Raw genomic sequence first — 1,474 nt, 5'->3', positions numbered from 1 at the left:
GTACCAGGTAGGCAAAGGACCGAATACATCGTTTCCAATCCTCTCGCCATTCATATAGCATACGGAAGAGCCTACTCCCGAAACATAAAGGACTGCACGCTTCGGCTGTGACGGCAAATCAAACTCCTTCCGCAGATAACGTGCCGGAAGGATGGTCCGCTCACCGTCCAGTTTCAAGTTTGTACTGTCGTTCAGTCCAATCCAGCCGGCTTTCCAGTCCGAACTGTCCAGCAAAGCCATTGACCAATATTGGATACTACTTTGCGCCTTGTCACCGGTATTTGTCCATACAGTGACACGCCACCAATATTTCTGTCCCGACTCCAAAGGCGCCCCTGCGTACTTCACCAGCACCGATTGGCCAGACTCCACACGACCGCTGTTCCATACCAGCCCGGAGCCGGCCTGCAAGCCCTTGTCCGAGTCCGCCACTTCAATCTGATAAGCAGTCTGCATCACATCCTGCTTGTCGGTTACCAGTTGCCATGAGAAACGGGGAGCCGATACAGCCACTCCTTCGGGATTCTTCCGCATTTCAACAGTGGTTTCCTCCACTTTCAAGGAACTGCCACCCGATACTTGACAGCCCATCATCAATAGGGCCAACAAGGAGATTAAAATAGATTTCTTCATACTTGTCAAAATTTCGGTTTCTCCGCTTCCGTGGATGCAACGGAGCCTTCTACCGTCGGCCATCCGTCTTCCCAGCTAATCTTATCCAACATCAATACACGGCCTTCAGGCTTCTTTGTGCTCACCGCATGATAGAAGAACCAGTCATTGCCGGCATTGTCCGTCACAATCTCCGAATTATGACCGGTACCCACAAAGGAATTACTTTTCTGAATCAGCACTTCGTGCTTGTTATCCATCATGCTACCGCCATTCTTGTCGACATAGGGGCCGAAAAGATTATCTGAACGGCCTACAACAGTAGTGTAAGTACTCTTCAATCCCTCACAACAACTTCCTATGGAAGCAAAGAAGTAGTAATGCCCGTCCTTCTTGTGAATATAGGTACCTTCGTAAGCGGTTCCTGCCACTTGCTGCGGTGTGGCGCCGTCCTTCAGAGAGAGTCCGTCATCAGACAGTTCAATCGCATAGATTCCTCGAAAACTGCCCCAGAAAAGATATTTCTTCCCTCCATCTTCTATATAGAAAGGGTCGATGGAGTTCTGTACATTGATTTCATTGCTGCGGAACATCTTTCCGTGGTCCGTAAAAGGTCCCTCAGGCTTATCGGCAGTAGCACAACCGATGCCGCAAGTTAACTCGCCTCCCCAAACAGACATAGAATAATAGAGCACGTATTTATCACCTATCTTGTTGATGTCCGGCGCCCACAAACCGCCGTTCGGCTCAAAATCAGGCCGCGTACGGTCGGTAAAGGCAGTACCTACATACTCCCAATCCACCAGGTTCCTGGAACGGTGAATCGGCAGATTGCGTATGTCCTCGGTGGCATACAAATAGT

Annotated in this window: 1 protein-coding gene and 1 pseudogene; both read right to left on the bottom strand. The window is 49.9% G+C overall.

From position 1 onward, the window contains the following. Positions 1-633, bottom strand: a pseudogene (locus ABUA47_RS24745) (alpha-rhamnosidase); the annotation flags it as partial. Between the two features lie 5 nt (positions 634-638). Then, positions 639-1,474 (bottom strand): family 43 glycosylhydrolase (locus ABUA47_RS24740; RefSeq protein WP_349832287.1); only part of this gene is annotated, 836 nt, incomplete at its 5' end.

Origin of the sequence: Bacteroides sp. RTP31139st1_H2_RTP31139_211217, from assembly GCF_040227615.1 — a bacterium.
Taxonomy (GTDB): Bacteria; Bacteroidota; Bacteroidia; order Bacteroidales; family Bacteroidaceae; genus Bacteroides; species Bacteroides uniformis.
The sequence above is the reverse complement of the archived record's forward strand: the minus strand, read 5'-3'. Positions and strand labels throughout refer to the sequence as shown.